Source organism: Priestia sp. P5_B4, assembly GCF_056400385.1.
In genome coordinates this window covers 1-813 of record NZ_JBFULJ010001274.1, presented here as the reverse complement: position 1 = coordinate 813, position 813 = coordinate 1, and the positions used below count along the sequence as shown (strand labels likewise).

Sequence of the window (813 nt, the reverse complement as noted above, 5' to 3'; positions counted from 1 at the left end):
GTCGTCCATGTCATCTGTTAAAAGGCCTCGGAAATCAACTGCCCAGAAGTTTTTGTATGCTTCTTCTTCTGTAATACCGTCTAATACCATTGCGTCACGAACTTGATCTGCAATACCGATACCTGCTGTACCCGGTCCAAAGATTAAAACGCGGTGGTCACGAAGTGGCATTTTAGACACTTGAACTGCTGAGAAAATAGCGGCAAGCGTTACAGCACCTGTTCCTTGGATATCATCATTAAACGTTAGAATTTCTTTTCCGTACTTGTTAATAATGTTACGAGCATTTACATTACCGAAATCTTCCCAGTGTAACAGTGCATTAGGGAATATTTCAAGAGATTTTGAAATGAATTGATCTACGAAATGATCATAGCGCTCACCGCGGATACGTTCATGACGGTTTCCGATATATAAAGGATCATTTAATAATTTTTCGTTGTTTGTTCCTACATCAAGAACAACTGGAAGTACTCTGCTTGGATCGATTCCTGCTGCAGCTGTGTATACGGCTAATTTACCGATAGCAATATTAATACCGCCAACGCCCCAGTCACCAATTCCTAAAATACTTTCTGAATCTGTAATAACCATTAAATCAATGTCTTTACTATTTGCATCGATATTTTTAAGAGCTTCTTCAATGCCTTCTACATTATCGATTGACAAGTATACGCCACCCGGACGGCGATATTCGTGGCTGTATTCTTGGATTGCTTGTCCAACTGTTGGTGTATAAACAACTGGAAGCATTTCTTTTAAGTGATCTTGCAATAAACGATAGAATAATACAGCATTACGGTTCTGTAAATC

At 39.1% G+C, this 813-nt stretch carries 1 protein-coding gene; it reads right to left on the bottom strand.

Features of this window, described 5'->3' with window-relative positions; all coding sequences use genetic code 11:
* Nucleotides 1–813, bottom strand: an 813-nt coding sequence (gene maeA / locus AC1DRF_RS30450) for an oxaloacetate-decarboxylating malate dehydrogenase (RefSeq protein WP_477742626.1), incomplete at both ends; no start/stop codon positions are given.